The sequence below is a fragment of the Rhodococcus sp. NPDC056516 genome, assembly GCF_042794655.1.
Taxonomy (GTDB): domain Bacteria; phylum Actinomycetota; class Actinomycetes; order Mycobacteriales; family Mycobacteriaceae; genus Rhodococcus_F.
The window spans coordinates 479,557-493,848 of the sequence record NZ_JBHTTG010000003.1; the positions used below are offsets into that span (position 1 = coordinate 479,557).

Genomic DNA, 14,292 nt, shown 5'->3' on the forward strand with positions numbered 1-14,292 from the left:
GTGCCAATACTTGTCGTGAACAGGCCATACGTCTGGCGGTGGCCGAATCGCGATAGTAGTTGGCCCCGTTGCGGCGGGGAAGGCATCGACTCATCGACAACACTGCAATAAATTAAGGTCTACCTTACTTAGCGCGGGTTAACTATGTCCGGAAGTCGGATTGATCCTCGTGTTCGGGTCCGGTTCATGTTCCATCGATGTTGGAGATTGTTGTGAGTCTTGTGTTCGGCGAGGTACTTCACAAGGAGTACGTGACCCCGGGAATGGTTCGTATCGTGTTCGGTGGGGAGGAGCTGACCGCGTTCGAAACCACCGGCACCGGCGACGAATACCTGCGTCTGCACTTCCCGGTCCCGGCCACGGGCAAGTTCGTTCTGCCGGCCGAAGATCCGGACGCTCCGCGCGGTTGGCGGTACCCGGAGGGCGAGGAACCGTCCCCGTGCCAGCCGTACACCGTGCGACGGTTCGATACCGAAGCCAGCCGTATGACGATCGACTTCGTCGTTCACGAGGGCGGCATCGCCAGCGACTGGGCACAGAAAGCCGAGATCGGCGACAAGTTGGCGATCGGCGAATCTCGCGGGCTCTACGAGCCGCCGGCCGACGCACGCTGGCAGGTATTCGTCGCCGACGCGACTGGACTCCCCGCACTCGGGCGCCTGATCGAACAGTTGCCCGCCGGCATCTCGGCGAAGGCAATCGTCGAGGTGGTGGACGAGTCTCACAAGCAGCAGATCACCTCCGCGGCCGACGTCGAGTTCATCTGGCTTGTCGGCAGCGGCAACGGTGTTGCACCGTCGAAGCTCCCGGACGCGGTCCGGGCGATGAACCTGCCCACCGATCTCGGATACGTGTGGGTGGCCGGCGAAAGCACGATGCTCCGTGACATCCGCAAGTACCTTCGCCACGAACTGAAGTTGCCGGGTGAGCAGTACAAGGTCATCGGTTACTGGACCTACAAGGCCGAGGTGTGGAACGCGAAGTACGAGGCCCTCGACGAAAGTGTCCGTGCGGCACTCGATGCGGCCTGGGAATCGGACCGCGACGAGGAAGAGATCCGCGACGAGGTCGAGAAGACTCTAGAGAGCGCCGGCTTGTGACCGTTGGATTCGACAAGAGTGCTGTCGACAAGAGTGCTGGCGACAAAAGTGCTGTAGACAAAAGTGCAGTCGACAAGAGCGCCGTCGACAAACACACCGAAGAGCTGATCGACGAGTCGCTGCAAGAGAAGCAGAAGCAACCCGACGGGCTGGTATCGACCAACTCTCGTCGTATGGCAGGTCTTCTGGTGTGCCTGGTAGTGCTCGCCGCCGTGCTCCTTCTGAGCATCGCGGTGGGTTCGAAGACCATTCCGTTCGGCACCGTGATCGATGCGCTGGTGAACTACGACGACTCCAATGATCACGTGATCATCCGTGACCTGCGGCTACCGCGAACTCTGCTCGGACTGATAGTCGGCATGGCGCTCGGTGTGGCCGGCGGCCTCATCCAGGCGATGACGCGAAATCCCTTGGCTGATCCCGGCATTCTCGGTGTCAATGCCGGCGCGGGGTTCGCGATGGTTGTTGCCGTCGCGGTCTTCGGATTGACCAGCATCTGGTCTTACATCTGGTTCGCTTTCCTCGGAGCGGTGATAGCCACGGCGATCGTCTACACGTTGGGGTCTATCGGCCGAGGTGGTGCGACGCCCATTCGGCTGACCCTGGCCGGCGTTGCCATCGGCTCGGTGCTCGGCGGCATCTCGTCCGGCATCACCCTGCTCAACCCGACCGCCTTCGACCAGATGCGTCAGTGGAATGCCGGCTCACTCAGTGGACGTTCGTTGGAAATCGTTCTGGCCGTTGCCCCCTTCATTCTCATCGGACTCTTCTTGGCGCTCGCGTTAGCGCGCCAACTCAACGCCGTGGCCTTGGGTGACGATCTGGCACGTTCGCTCGGTGCCAACATCACCCGCACTCGTATCCTCGGCGTCATTGCGGTGACCTTGCTGTGCGGCGCGGCGACAGCTGCGGCCGGCCCGATCGGATTTGTCGGTCTGATGGTTCCCCACGTCGCGCGATGGTTCGTCGGGCCAGATCAGCGATGGATTCTCCCGTACACCTTGGTGTGCTCACCGATTCTTCTTCTCTTCTCGGACGTCGTCGGCCGAATCGTGCTGCGCCCGGGTGAACTTCAGGTCGGCATCGTCACGGCCTTCATCGGTGCTCCGGTGCTGATCATGCTGGTGCGTCGAAGCAAGGTGAGCGGTCTGTGAGCATCGACTTCGGGCGCCCCACCACGGTGGTGCGCTCACCCAAAGAAGGCTGGTCCGCGCGGATCGACGTCCGTACGGTCACTGTCTGCCTCATCCTCGTTGCGCTTGCACTGGCGATCGGTGTCATCGCCCTCGGCAGTGGTGATTACCAAGTGCCGATCGGGGACGTCCTCGGCGCCTTGTTCGGTGAAGCCCCCGCGCGCATCCACATGGTCGTCGTGGAATGGCGTCTGCCCCGAGTTCTGTTGGCGCTGATGCTCGGTGCGGCACTGGGCATGAGTGGTGCGATCTTCCAGTCGCTCACCAGGAATCCGCTCGGTAGCCCGGACATCATCGGCTTCAACTCCGGTGCGTACACGGGCGCTCTGGTGGTCATCCTCCTCATCGGTGGCACTTACTACGAGATCGCAGTCGGCGCTTTGGTGGGCGGTATCGCTACTGCAGCAGTCGTTTACCTTCTTGCGTACAAACGTGGCGTGCAGGGATTCCGGCTGATCATCGTCGGTATCGCCATCAGTGCGATGTTGGGCTCGGTCAATACCTGGATGATCCTCAAGGCGAAGCTCGACGACGCCATGGCTGCCGCAGTGTGGGGTGCCGGTTCGTTGAACGGTCTCGGCTGGACTCAGGTGTGGCCGGTGGTTGTCGTGCTGGCCATCCTCATACCGCTGATCCTGGTGTTGGGCAGGCGGATGCAGATGCTCGAGATGGGCGACGACGCCGCCAAGGCGCTCGGCGTCCGCGCCGAACCGACCCGGCTTTCCCTGGTTGTTCTCGGTGTTGCGTTGACAGCCATGGTGACAGCCGCGGCCGGGCCCATCGGGTTCGTCTCGCTGGCCGCTCCGCAGTTGGTCAGACGATTGACCGGTAGCGCCGGAGTGACCCTGCTGCCGTCGGCGGCGATGGGTGGAGCACTGCTGATGGTCAGTGACTGGGTGGCGCAGCGAGCTTTTGCACCGACGCAGTTGCCGGTCGGCGTCGTCACCGTCTCCATCGGTGGCATCTATTTTGTTTGGCTTCTCGCGCGAGAGGCACGTAAGCAGTGATCGGTGAAGGAACGAGGAACAGTGTGAACGAGACCAGTGCGGCCGCCGTCGTGCCTGAAAGGACGAATCGGCTTCGCGCCGAGGACGTCACGATCGGTTACGACAAGCGCGTCATCTCGGAGCACCTCGACGTCGAGATCCCCGACGGCGGCTTCACCGTCATCGTGGGTCCCAACGCCTGCGGCAAGTCGACGCTTCTGCGTGCATTGTCGCGGTTGCTCAAGCCGACGACCGGCAAGGTCCTCCTCGACGGCAAGGCGATAACGTCGTACCCGGCCAAGGAAGTTGCGAGGCGACTCGGGCTTCTGCCGCAGACGTCGATCGCTCCGGACGGCATCAAAGTCGCCGATCTGGTTGCGCGCGGACGTTATCCGCACCAGAAGCTGATCCGCCAGTGGTCCCGAGAGGACGAGGCCGCCGTCATCAAGGCGATGGAGGCAACCAAGGTCACGGATCTGTCGGCCAGGCCGGTCGACGAACTGTCCGGAGGTCAGCGCCAACGCGTCTGGGTCGCTATGGTTCTCGCGCAGCAGACCCCGTTGGTGCTGCTGGACGAACCGACGACCTTCCTCGACATTGCGCATCAGATCGAGCTGTTGGAGCTGTGCCGCGATCTGAACGAGAACGACGGACACACGTTGGTGGCCGTGCTTCACGATCTCAACCACGCGTGCCGCTACGGAACTCACATCATCGCGATGAAGGACGGCGCGGTGGTCGCCGAGGGCCCGCCCGCGGAGATCATCACCGAAGAACTGGTGCAGGAGGTGTTCGGCATGGCGTGCCGCATCATCGACGATCCGGTTTCCCACACACCGCTGGTCATTCCACTGGGACGCGAGCGTCAGCGAAACATCGAAGGAGCAAAGGTATGACACTCGTTCTGGATACGCAGGTTACCGACACGGATTGGGCTCAGATCGTCGACCGCATTTCACGACGCCGATTCTTCGGTGGCGCTGCCGGTGTGGCTGCAGCACTGGCGCTGAGCGCCTGCGGAAGCTCCAATGGCGAATCCGACTCTGCCAGTGACACTCTCCCGTACACGTGGGCCGAGTTCAGTGGCGACGTTCCACGCGATCCCAAGCGTGTGGTGGTGCTCGACGGCCGCGTCGACCTCGAATTCGCGATGATGATGGACTACCCGATCGTCGGTTCGGGCAACTTCTGGTTCCCCGACGCCAAGGCGGGATTCCAGTTTCCCGGCCGCACCATCGAGGACGCGAGCTTCGTCAACGTCGCCGGCGACTTCTCCACCAACTTCGAGGCGTTGCTCGCTCTCGAGCCCGATCTGATCGTCATCACTGCGATCGGATACACCAGTGACTGGTACGGCACTGAGCGCTTGTCTTCCATCGCGCCGCTGTTGGTCGTGGGCGACGACGTCGAACCGATCGCCGGACACCCGGTCGACTGGCGAGGTGCACTGATGGCGCAGGCGAGCCAACTCGACCGGGTGTCGATCGCCGAGGCTTCCATCGCGGAGTACGACGACAAGCTCGCGAGACTGCGTCCGATGTTGCAGGAGAAGCTCGGCGGAAAGAAGATCGTGTTCGGCGTTCAGACGCCGACCGGATTCCTGGTGCATCAGCGGAATCTGCGGATCAGCGTCGCAATCGATGCCGGCCTCGACGTGCTTTTCCGTGATGACGACAATGCAGAGAACTCGTTCGAGTTGTCTTTCGAGCAACTCGACACCTTGGCTCCGGCGGATGTGATCATCGCGCAAGCACGCGATCAGGAAGCACTCGACGCGATCAAGACGCAGCCGACGTGGCAGCGGTTGCCTGCAGTCCAAGCGGGCAACGTGTTGACCAGCGACGCGCGATACAACCAAGGATTTGCGCTGACCGCGGCCATCTTCCTCGACGTTCTCGAGGAAGCGGCCGGGCGAATCACCGCTGGAGAGTAATTCAGGCGACGTTGCGGGCCTGGTCGAGTAGTTGTGCAACCCCCTCGAACCAGGCACCGTAATTGGCGTAGGTGTTGGGACGCTTGTCGTCGAAGTCGATCATCTGGTTCGCGGTCACCGCGGGCAGCTTGACGAACACGGGTGATGCTGCGAACGCTTCCGCCGACTTCGCGAACTGGAAGACGATGTCCGCCGGATAATCTGGGACCTGCTCCCAGCTGAGGTCGGCCCAGCCTTTGTCACCTCCCGGGCCGGTGAACTTCACGCCGAGTTCCTTCAGGTAGCCGAACTGAGCGAGTGCGGTTGTGCCTGCGTACAACTCGGAGCCGTCGCCGTTCAGAGCGAGTACTTCGATGTCGTCAACCTTGCCCGCGGCGGCTCGGATGCGCGCTGCCCCGGATTCGAATGCTTCCTTGCCTTCGCGCGCAGTTGCTGTGTCGGTGTCTCCGCCGAGAGCTTCGGCGAGTGAGGCGTATTCGTTCAACACGTCCGGCGTCGAAGAGCCGGAGAACTTGACACCGACAAACGGTGCAACATCGTTGACGGTCTTGCCCATCGGCTCGTCCCACCAAGTCCATCGGGTCGGGTCGTCGCTGTTTCCGTACCCGATGACCAGGTCTGGGTCCAGCGCCGCAAGAGCTTCCGCGCTGAGTTCACCTTCACGACCGACGACGGTCATCGTCGACTCGTCAGCGTGATCGGTGACGTCGGGATTGCCGACGCCGTAACCGAAGATGCCGACCGGCCGAATGCCGTAGTCCCACAGCGCAGCAGCGGAGTACGCGTCGACGACGATCCGCTCCGGGGCGTGATCGAGGGTGATCGTGTTTCCGTATCCCGTTGTGTAGCTCCAGGACTGGTCCGTCGAACTGGCCTCGGTAGAAGTTGATGCGTCGCTGCTGCCGCAGCCGGTGAGTAGGAGTGCGGCAACGGCGGGTAGTGCGGCGAAGCCTGCGAGCCTGCGAGTGATTTTCATGAGAACCTTCCGAACATGGCGAACTAAGCTAGGTAAGGCTAACCTGACATGTTGTTCGGGTGTCCTCAGGGTCAGTTGCTGCCCTGCCACATCTGAAGCCATTCGCTCCAGGACGGGGGAGTGGTCGACGGTTGAGGTCTTCCGTGACGAAGTCCGTCGAGCATGAACTCGAGATAGCGCGTGTGTATTTCGGTGGCGCGGACCCCCTCGATCGGCAGGGTCGGTCGTAGATGCACCGTCATGAGCATGACGTCTGCAGAAGTGAAGTCGGCCGGGACTTCGCCAGTATCGATGCAGATGTCGACCATCGATTGCAGCGCGGCCTCCAATTCTTCTGCGGCGCGGGTGACTTCGGTGTGTTCGGGCAACCTGCCGCCGAGGACGGGAATGAGGGGTCCCACCGATTCGGCAAGGTATCGCGAGAAGAACGTCTTCAGTACGGCTTCATCGGTGTCTGCGTTGCACACGCACTCTCGTGCCAGGGTGGCGAGGTGGTCGATCGCCCAGACGCGCAGCGATTGCGCCAGTTCCTCTTTGCCGCGGTAGCGGCGATAGATGCTGCCGACGCCTACCCCGGCCCGGGTGGCGATCGCCGATACCGGTGCATTCCAACCCTGTTCGGCGAAGATCTCGCGCGCTGCTCGCAGTACGGTGACGTCGTTGTCTGCGGCTTCTCGGGCGCGTCCGGGGAGGCTCGCATTCTCTTTCGCCATTCCCACAGGCTAGCAATGCGTGGTTTTCTCAATCGGAACGGAGTGCTCCGTTCCGGTTGAAATCATGATTGGAGGAAGGTGTCGATGACAACCTTGGCGGAGGCGCCCACGCGATCCGGGAGTCGGGTGATCGCCGCACTTGCGGGGGCGGTGCTCGTCTACTCGCTCATGCAGACCATGTTGGTGCCGGCGTTGCCGGTGTTGGGTGAACATTTTGATACGTCCGTGGCGGTGACCGGCTGGATCCTGACGGCGTACCTGTTGGCGGCCGCGGTGATGGCTCCGATCGTCGGGGCGATGGGGGATCGATTCGGCGACAAGCGAGTCCTCGTGATCGTCCTGATCATCTTCGCTCTCGCGACATTTGCCGCGGCGGCCGCCCCGAATATCGGGGTGCTGCTTGTCGTTCGAGCTGTCCAAGGAGTGAGTATGGCGAGCTTCCCGCTCGCGATGGCAGTGCTGCGAAGAACGGTGGCCGGTCCGGAGTTGTCTTCGGGGATAGGTTGGCTCGCTGGGACTTTGGGAATCGGTGCCGGAAGTGCACTGGTGATCGGTGGTGTCATTCTCGAGTACCTCAGCTGGCAGTGGTTGTTCGTGATCACCGGGATCCTGATCGTGCTTGCATTGGTCGCAGTGGTGGCTGTGGTTCCGGGTTCGCATCGCCGGCCGGGTATGCCGACGGACTGGGCCGGTGCCGGCGCTCTGGCGTCCGGGTTGGTGAGCCTGCTCCTGGCGATCACCAAAGCCTCCGAGTGGGGAGTTCTGTCGCTCGGATTCTGGGGTCTGGTGGTTGTCGCGTTCGTCTCGTTCGCAACTCTGATTGCCGTCGATTCCCGCCACGACGCTCCGATCGTCGACATGCGAGTTTTTCGGGACAGGCCGATGCTGATCACCAGCGCACTGACCCTGGTGTTCGGGTTCGTGCCGTACATCTTCTACCTTTGCCTGCCGCGGATCCTCCAGGCGCCGGAAACCTCCACGTATGGAAGTGGATTCACCGTTGTGCAGACCGGGTTGGCCCTCTTGCCTGCCGCTGTCCTCGTCTTCCTCGGTGGCCGTTTGACGCCGGCTCTCGCGCGGCGATACGGGCCGCGAGTGCCGGCAGTCCTAGCGCTGGCACTCATGGCGACGGGCGCGGTCGGACTCGCGATCTGGCCGAGCTCGGTGGTTGCGATCGTGCTGTTCTTCTCCCTCGTCGGATTGGGGAACGGCGTGGGGTTCGCGGTCTGTGCTCTGCTGGTTGCTTCGATCGTCCCGCCATCGGAAATGGCAGCGGCCAGCGGTGTCAACAGTGTGATCAGAACCGTCGGTTCGGCGGTGGGTGCCCCGGTGACCACAGCGGTCCTGGCGATCGGCGTTTCCGGCGACTCGTTCGCGGTGGCGTTCGTGATGGGCGCCGTCATCAGTGTTGTTGCATGTCTGCCGGCGATTGCACTTCCCGTGACGAGGGCCGCACAAACGGCTTGAGTTATTGTAGGCTCCCCTAATCGAGACAGCATGTAACTAAAGCGGGGAGAGATGATGCGGCAGCAGTGGGGCCTACGAGCAGTGGCACTCGCAGCGACGGCAACGACCCTTGTCGGTTGCTCGTCGGGCAGCGATGACGCGGATGCATCGGAAGTAGGCGGGTCGTCGGCCGTGCCTGCACCACAGAAATTGCTCGCACTGGACGAATTTGCAGCACTCAACGCGCTCACGCTCGGGGTCAAGCCCGATACGGTCTTCGCCACCCTGCAATCACAGGCGGCGAAGGAGATCTTGCAGAGCGAGGGTATCGAGGTCATCGACAAACCGACGTTCTTCCAGTCACCCGACGTGGAACAGATCGCGGCCGTCGATCCGGACAGGATCCTTCTCAGTGACGTCGGCTCGTTGACCTCGATCACCGCGCAGGCCAATGAGATTGCGCCGACGACGGTGCTCGCCTATGCGGCGCCGTGGCGCGAGGTTCTCGATACTGCTGCCATTGCACTGGGCCGGGAGTCCGAAGCTCGGCAGATCGTCTCGAGGCTCGAGGAGAAATTCGCAGAGGTGTCCGGAAGGGTCGAGGAGCAGCCACAAACCTTGTCCGTGTTGGTCGGATATTCGGGCGGCATCTACACCGTCATCCCACAGTCGCCGATGTCCTCGATCATCGGAGAAGCAGGGTTCGGGCGCCCCCAAGCCGAACTCGAAGCGAAGGTCGGCCCCAACACGGGGGTTGCCACGTCCTCCGTTTCGAGCGAGGCGGTCGGGCAACACGCAGCGGACGCGATGATCGTGACGTCGGGAAACATCTACGACGGCGCCCTTGTTCACGCAAATCCGCTGTTCAACGAGGTTGCCGCCGTGCAGGCCGGACGCACCGCGGACGTGAGCGGTGAACTCTGGTTCGGCAGTTATCCCTTCGCGGTCTACTGGATCCTCGAAGATCTCGAGGCACTTGCCGATCGCACTCTCACCGGCGCGGAACTCCAGGGCCGTATCGCATCCGACGCCGACGCAGTCACCCGATGGAAGGCGTTCTCGAAATGACGACAACACAGGAAAAGTCAGCAGACGTTCCACCCGAGGAGGCAAACGCGCCGCATGGATCTGCGGCCGAAGCCTCACAGGCCAAGGCTGAAGCGGCGGCGCACAAGAGCGCGTTACGCGAACTCCTTGCGCCAGTTCGGACACGGACGACCATCGCGATGGTGATGCAGGTGATTGCCGCGGTTGCTGCCGTCGTCCCGTACGTTGCCATCGCCGAACTGGGCAAGACGCTGATCGTGGGCGGCGACATCGACTCGTCTCGCGTCTGGACGATCGTGTGGGTGGTCGTCTTCGGCCTGGGTGTGCGTGCGTTCTTCGGTGGCGGCGCGTTGATCGTGACGCACTTCGCCGATGTGAATCTCCAAGCTGTGCTTCGACGCCGAATCGCAGCGACGCTCGGTCGACTTCCTCTGGGCTGGTTCACCTCCCACTCGTCCGGAACCGTGCGCAAAGCTGCGCAGAACGACATCTCCGATCTCCACTACCTGGTTGCGCACAGCGCCGTCGAGACCACCGGAGCCATCGCGGTGCCGCTCGTCGGACTCGGCTACGTGATTTCGATCGACTGGCGTCTGGGTTTGGTCGCGATTGCCACGCTCCCGATCTACATGATCGCCTATGCGTCGATGACCAAGGACATGGCCGTCAAGATGAGCCGGATGAATGAGGGCATCGCGGCCATCAGCAATACGATCGTCGAGTTCGTCACCGGCATCGCAGTGGTCAAGACTTTCGGTCAGGACAAGCAGTCACATTCTCGATACCGTGATGCCGCCAAGGCTTTTGCCGTTTCGTACGAGGGTTGGGTTCGCCCGATGCTTCGGACCGAGGCGCTGGCCTCGATTGCCTTGAGCGCGCCGGTAGTTCTGGTGGTGAACCTTGGTCTCGGCTCGTGGTTCGTCCACTCCGGGTGGGTGTCACCCATCGACGTCCTGACCAGTTCTCTGGTAGCGATGGTGATTCCGGTATCGGTGACGACCATCGGTTTCGGCATGCAGGCCCGCCGTGAGGCTGCCGCCGCTGCGGCACGGCTGATCGCGCTGTTCGCAACCGACGCACTGCCGGAAACCGATCATCCGAAAAAGCCCGCGGGGAACGAAGTTCGATTTTCCGGAGTCTCTTTCGCCTACGACGACGGGGCCGACGTTCTGTCCGACATCGATCTGACGCTGCCGGAGGGCACGGTGACGGCGTTGGTCGGACCTTCAGGTTCGGGTAAGTCGACACTGGCGACGCTCGTTCCCCGATTCCATGACGTGCGTACCGGATCCGTGGCCATCGGTGGTGTCGACGTCCGGGACGTCGCCACCGACGAGCTGTACCGCCACGTCGGATTCGTTCTGCAGGACGTGCAGCTGGTCGAAGCAACTGTTCTCGACAACATTCGGCTTGCCCGCCCTCAGGCGTCGCAGGCCGAGGTGCAGGCTGCTGCCGCAGCCGCGCAGATCGACACCCGAATCGAAGCCCTCCCGAGAGGGTACGACTCTGTGGTCGGGGTCGACGCCAGGTTCTCGGGCGGTGAGGCGCAACGAGTCTCGATCGCGCGGGCGATTCTCGCGGACACTCCCGTTCTCGTGCTCGACGAGGCGACCGCGTTTGCGGACCCGGAGTCCGAAGCCGATATCCAGGAAGCATTGTCGCGTTTGACGGTGGGGCGCACCGTGCTGGTGATCGCGCACCGGTTGGCTTCGATCGTGAGTGCCGATCAGATCGTGGTCCTCGACGCCGGGCGGATCGTGGAGAAGGGCACGCACGATCAGCTGGTGGCGAATGGTTCGACGTATGCCCGGATGTGGGCGAGCCACAGTCGAGCCGACAGCATCGCAGGTACGTCTGACGCAGCAGGAAAGGCCAACTCATGATTCGCGATCTCTTCCGGATCCTCGGCCCGCAGAATCAGGGACGCTATCGAGAGTTCCTGGTGTGGGCTGTGTTGTACGGCGTGATGCAGGGTTTGGCAGTGGCATTGCTGGTGCCTACCGTGCGGGCACTGTTCGAGCAGGACTGGGGAAGTTTCGTTCGGTGGCTCGCCGCCATGGCTGTGTGCGCGGTGATCAGTTCGATTGCGCATTACCTGCAGGCCATCAAGGGATTCGAGTCGGCGCTCACCTTGCTGCGGACGATGCATCTGCGCCTCGGTGATCACCTCGTCACGCTCCCGCTCGGTTGGTTCGGTGCCGGCCGACTCGGCCAGGTATCGCAGGTCGCCAGCAAGGGCACCATTTCGGTGATGGGGGCGGCCGCGCATTTGATGACACCGATCATCTCCGGAATCGCCAGCCCGGCAACCATTGTCGTGTGCATGCTGTTCTTCGACTGGCGGCTCGGGCTCGCCCTGGTGGTCGGCGTTCCGATTCTGTTCGCAGCAGCACGCTTTGCCTCGGCGATGACCGCCAAAGCCGACGATCAGGCCCATGCCGCGGCGGTCGAATCGAACAATCGGGTGCTCGAATACGCGCGTTGCCAACCGGTCCTGCGTGCTTTCGGACGCACCCACGGGGTGTACGAACCGCTCGACGACGCGATCGAAGCTCAGCACACCGCGGGTCGTTCACAACTGTGGTTCGTGGTGATCGGTTCCGTGGTCAACGGGATCGCCCTGCAGTTCGTGTTCTCGGCAGTGATCATCCTGGGTGCGTTCCTCGCGCTCGGCGGCGACATCGACCCGGTCACGTTGATCGCGCTACTGGGGCTCACCGCACGGTTCATCCAACCGCTGGGTGAGATCGGTGAGTTCGGCGGCGCAATCAGAATGGCACGCAACGAAATCCGTCGGATGTCCGAGATCCTCGAAGTGGAACCACTGGTCGAACCCGAAACCAGCGGGACGGCGACGGGGGAGACGGCAGTGCAGTTCGACGCCGTCGACTTCGGTTACACCGACGGCGGGCGGGTTCTGCGGAACATCTCCTTCGACGTGCCGCGGAAGTCGCTGACGGCGTTGGTCGGTCCGTCGGGTTCTGGCAAAACCACCGTCACCCGGCTGATCTCGCGCTTCTACGACGTCGACTCCGGGGTAGTGCGCGTCGGCGGCGTCGACGTGCGTGACCTCACGAGTGCCGATCTGATGTCGCAGTTGTCCTTGGTCTTCCAGGACGTGTATCTCTTCGACGACACGTTGATCGCGAACATCCGCCTCGGCCGCCCCGAAGCCACGGACGAGGAAGTCTTCGACGTCGCTCGGATCGCCGGCGTCGCGGAAATCGTCGAGCGACTTCCGCGGGGTTGGGACACCCGCGTCGGTGAGGGCGGGACGGCACTGTCCGGTGGAGAGCGGCAGCGAGTCTCCATTGCGCGTGCACTCCTCAAACGTGCACCCATCGTGCTGCTCGACGAGGCGACGGCCGCGCTCGATCCCGAGAACGAGGCACACGTTCAGCGTGCGATGCAGGAACTCGCCAGCGAAAGCACACTGCTCGTGATCGCTCACAAACTGTCGACCGTCGTGGCCGCAGACCAGATCATCGTGCTCGGTGACGACGGATCAATCGTCGAAGTGGGAACTCACGAAGTTCTCCTTGCCGCCGGTGGGAACTACGCCGCGTTCTGGAATCAGCGCCACCGTGCGTCGGGATGGCGGTTGGTAGCAGGCTGAGCAGGTGGCAGGCTGAGCAGAATGCAGACCGGAAAGAAGACAGGGCGGCCGCCGACGTTGTCGAGAGTGGACATCGTCGAGGCCGCCCTGGCTGGTGATCTGAGTGAATTGACCATGCCGAGTGTGGCAAAGCGTCTGGGCGTCAGTCATTCTGCTCTTTATCGCTACTTCGCCGACCGTGAAGCGCTGCTGCGGGCCTGCTCGGATCACGTTGTGCGTCAGACTGTGTGGCCGGACACGGATCGTCCGTGGCGTGAATTTCTGAAGGACCTCTGCGACGTTCTGTGGTCCTCGTTCGAGCGCTACCCTGGTCTCGCCCAGGTCGGTCTCGCTGTTCCGGGCACGCCGCCGGCGATAATCGAGATCGTGGAGAAACTGGTCGGTTCGTTGACTGCGCAAGGCTTCACACCACACGACGCGGTACTGGCGGTTGACTTCATCTCCGAGGTGACGATGACTCAGTTCGCGATGATGGCGGCACTGGACAAGACCGTCAGTTCTGCGGATTCGCGTTCTGCACGCCAGGCGTATCAGGAGAGTTGGAATGCGTCGGAGTCGTTGATCGAGGGGATCGGCGACGAATCGACGTGGCACGGACGCGGTTGGTTGGACGAGAAGATCACGATCATGCTCGACGGCCTGGAAAAGCGTGTTATCGGCTGACATTTCTACTAGCTTTGAGAGTAATGCCCGTTTATGCGTGATACAGGCTAATGTGCACACATAGGACGGGTGGTTGCTGCACCGGGAGGCGGGGATCATGGATCTCGAAGCGATTGTTCTCATCCAAAGACTCAAGTACCGATACGCACGCGCCTTGGACACCAAATCGTGGGTCGAATTCGCCGACACTCTGACCGTCGACGCCACCGCGATCTACGGAGAGCAACTCAGTTTCGATTCCCGAGATTCGTTCGTCTCCTTCCTCGAGAACACTCTCGGCTCGCACATCATCACCGAACATCAATGTGGGCAACCCGAGATCGACGTAGACGGAGACACCGCAACCGGGATCTGGTGCCTTGCGGACACGGTGGTCATCCCCGAGGACGGCATGCTGCTTCGTGGATCGGCTTTCTATCACGACAGATACACCCGCTGCAGCGACGGTGAATGGCGAATCTCCCACACGAGCTACGAGCGCACCTGGGAATCGGTGGTGGCGCTCGCCGACATGCCGAGTTTTCGATTGACGTCCAACAAGTGGGCACTGCTGCAGCAACCCTCGTTCGGTGACTCGATCGTTCGCAACGTCTCCTGAAGCCGCCCGCGATTAGAGTCG

At 62.3% G+C, this 14,292-nt stretch carries 13 protein-coding genes; 11 read left to right on the forward strand and 2 right to left on the reverse strand.

The features are described 5' to 3' along the window. The first annotated feature begins 212 nt into the window (after nt 1-212). From ACFQ6Y_RS11580 to ACFQ6Y_RS11600, 5 genes are all read left to right on the forward strand, one after another. Complete coding sequence (locus ACFQ6Y_RS11580; protein WP_378543648.1) at nt 213-1,100, forward strand: siderophore-interacting protein; 888 nt, start codon at nt 213-215, stop codon at nt 1,098-1,100. A gap of 173 nt (nt 1,101-1,273) precedes the next feature. Further along, a complete protein-coding gene (locus tag ACFQ6Y_RS11585; protein ID WP_228118027.1) occupies nt 1,274-2,254 on the forward strand; it encodes a Fe(3+)-siderophore ABC transporter permease in 981 nt (326 codons plus the stop codon). After that, entirely contained in the window at nt 2,251-3,300 is a 1,050-nt protein-coding gene (gene fepG / locus ACFQ6Y_RS11590) for an iron-enterobactin ABC transporter permease (RefSeq protein ID WP_378446465.1), read from the forward strand. Before ACFQ6Y_RS11585 ends, fepG begins: the two co-directional genes overlap by 4 nt. Before the next feature lie 23 nt (nt 3,301-3,323). Beyond that, nucleotides 3,324-4,175 (forward strand): ABC transporter ATP-binding protein, encoded by an 852-nt coding sequence (locus ACFQ6Y_RS11595; protein WP_378446466.1) that lies wholly within the window; start codon nt 3,324-3,326, stop codon nt 4,173-4,175. Next, nucleotides 4,172-5,212, forward strand: a complete 1,041-nt coding sequence (locus ACFQ6Y_RS11600; protein WP_378632224.1) for an ABC transporter substrate-binding protein — start codon at nt 4,172-4,174, stop codon at nt 5,210-5,212. Before ACFQ6Y_RS11595 ends, ACFQ6Y_RS11600 begins: the two co-directional genes overlap by 4 nt. A gap of 1 nt (nt 5,213) precedes the next feature. Here the strand turns inward: ACFQ6Y_RS11600 and ACFQ6Y_RS11605 are convergent, their stop codons facing one another. Further along, a complete protein-coding gene (locus tag ACFQ6Y_RS11605) occupies nt 5,214-6,188 on the reverse strand; it encodes an ABC transporter substrate-binding protein (RefSeq protein ID WP_378632229.1) in 975 nt (324 codons plus the stop codon). A 71-nt stretch (nt 6,189-6,259) separates the two neighbouring features. Next, nucleotides 6,260-6,901, reverse strand: a complete 642-nt coding sequence (locus ACFQ6Y_RS11610) for a TetR/AcrR family transcriptional regulator (RefSeq protein WP_378632233.1) — start codon at nt 6,899-6,901, stop codon at nt 6,260-6,262. 84 nt (nt 6,902-6,985) lie between these two features. On the opposite strand from ACFQ6Y_RS11610, the gene ACFQ6Y_RS11615 reads away from it, so the two are divergent. From ACFQ6Y_RS11615 to ACFQ6Y_RS11640, 6 genes are all read left to right on the forward strand, one after another. Next, nucleotides 6,986-8,368, forward strand: coding sequence for an MFS transporter (locus tag ACFQ6Y_RS11615; protein WP_378632237.1), 1,383 nt, complete (start codon nt 6,986-6,988; stop codon nt 8,366-8,368). 51 nt (nt 8,369-8,419) lie between these two features. Further along, nucleotides 8,420-9,415, forward strand: coding sequence for an ABC transporter substrate-binding protein (locus ACFQ6Y_RS11620; protein ID WP_378632242.1), 996 nt, complete (start codon nt 8,420-8,422; stop codon nt 9,413-9,415). After that, complete coding sequence (locus ACFQ6Y_RS11625; RefSeq protein WP_378632247.1) at nt 9,412-11,277, forward strand: ABC transporter ATP-binding protein; 1,866 nt, start codon at nt 9,412-9,414, stop codon at nt 11,275-11,277. Before ACFQ6Y_RS11620 ends, ACFQ6Y_RS11625 begins: the two co-directional genes overlap by 4 nt. After that, nucleotides 11,274-13,010: an ABC transporter ATP-binding protein gene (locus tag ACFQ6Y_RS11630; RefSeq protein WP_378632252.1), complete on the forward strand. Its 1,737-nt coding sequence runs from the start codon at nt 11,274-11,276 to the stop codon at nt 13,008-13,010. Before ACFQ6Y_RS11625 ends, ACFQ6Y_RS11630 begins: the two co-directional genes overlap by 4 nt. Before the next feature lie 21 nt (nt 13,011-13,031). Continuing rightward, nucleotides 13,032-13,673, forward strand: a complete 642-nt coding sequence (locus ACFQ6Y_RS11635; RefSeq protein ID WP_378446472.1) for a TetR/AcrR family transcriptional regulator — start codon at nt 13,032-13,034, stop codon at nt 13,671-13,673. Nucleotides 13,674-13,770: 97 nt separating this feature from the next. After that, on the forward strand, nt 13,771-14,271 hold the full coding sequence (locus ACFQ6Y_RS11640; protein WP_283301938.1) for a nuclear transport factor 2 family protein: 501 nt from the start codon (nt 13,771-13,773) through the stop codon (nt 14,269-14,271). Nucleotides 14,272-14,292 lie beyond the last annotated feature (21 nt).

What these genes read in the sequence shown, in the direction of transcription:
- ACFQ6Y_RS11640 (WP_283301938.1), top strand. Translation starts at nt 13,771, where the DNA reads ATGGATCTCGAAGCGATTGTTCTCATCCAAAGACTCAAGTACCGATAC.
- ACFQ6Y_RS11615 (WP_378632237.1), top strand. Translation starts at nt 6,986, where the DNA reads ATGACAACCTTGGCGGAGGCGCCCACGCGATCCGGGAGTCGGGTGATC.
- ACFQ6Y_RS11610 (WP_378632233.1), bottom strand. Translation starts at nt 6,901, where the DNA reads ATGGCGAAAGAGAATGCGAGCCTCCCCGGACGCGCCCGAGAAGCCGCA.
- ACFQ6Y_RS11630 (WP_378632252.1), top strand. Translation starts at nt 11,274, where the DNA reads ATGATTCGCGATCTCTTCCGGATCCTCGGCCCGCAGAATCAGGGACGC.
- ACFQ6Y_RS11625 (WP_378632247.1), top strand. Translation starts at nt 9,412, where the DNA reads ATGACGACAACACAGGAAAAGTCAGCAGACGTTCCACCCGAGGAGGCA.
- ACFQ6Y_RS11620 (WP_378632242.1), top strand. Translation starts at nt 8,420, where the DNA reads ATGATGCGGCAGCAGTGGGGCCTACGAGCAGTGGCACTCGCAGCGACG.
- ACFQ6Y_RS11605 (WP_378632229.1), bottom strand. Translation starts at nt 6,188, where the DNA reads ATGAAAATCACTCGCAGGCTCGCAGGCTTCGCCGCACTACCCGCCGTT.
- ACFQ6Y_RS11585 (WP_228118027.1), top strand. Translation starts at nt 1,274, where the DNA reads ATGGCAGGTCTTCTGGTGTGCCTGGTAGTGCTCGCCGCCGTGCTCCTT.
- ACFQ6Y_RS11635 (WP_378446472.1), top strand. Translation starts at nt 13,032, where the DNA reads ATGCAGACCGGAAAGAAGACAGGGCGGCCGCCGACGTTGTCGAGAGTG.
- ACFQ6Y_RS11600 (WP_378632224.1), top strand. Translation starts at nt 4,172, where the DNA reads ATGACACTCGTTCTGGATACGCAGGTTACCGACACGGATTGGGCTCAG.